The organism is Liquorilactobacillus sicerae, from assembly GCF_029916425.1.
In the GTDB taxonomy this organism is placed as follows: Bacteria; Bacillota; Bacilli; order Lactobacillales; family Lactobacillaceae; genus Liquorilactobacillus; species Liquorilactobacillus sicerae.
The window spans coordinates 1-255 of sequence record NZ_JAHAVQ010000385.1 but is presented as its reverse complement, the minus strand read 5'-3'; the positions used below and the strand labels follow the sequence as shown (position 1 = coordinate 255).

Annotated in this window: 1 pseudogene; it reads left to right on the top strand. The window is 32.2% G+C overall.

The window, feature by feature from the left end:
• Positions 1 to 255 (top strand): annotated as a pseudogene (locus tag KH893_RS13325) (RNA-guided endonuclease TnpB family protein); the annotation flags it as partial.

Here is a 255-nt window from a genome sequence, read left to right as displayed (position 1 = left end):
TCTACTTCGTTATTACATGTCAGCAGAGACTTAAATCATGCTTATCAGAAACTATTTAAAGATCATGTTGGATACCCTAAATTTAAGTCAAGAAAATTTCCTAAACAAAGCTATCAAAGCAACTCTGTTAACAAAAATATTCAAGCTCTAGATAGTACCCACCTAAAACTTCCTAAACTTGGCACAGTCTGTTTTAAATCTGGTAGAGAAGTAATAGGTAAAATTAAAAATGTTACCATTCGACTTTCGGCTACT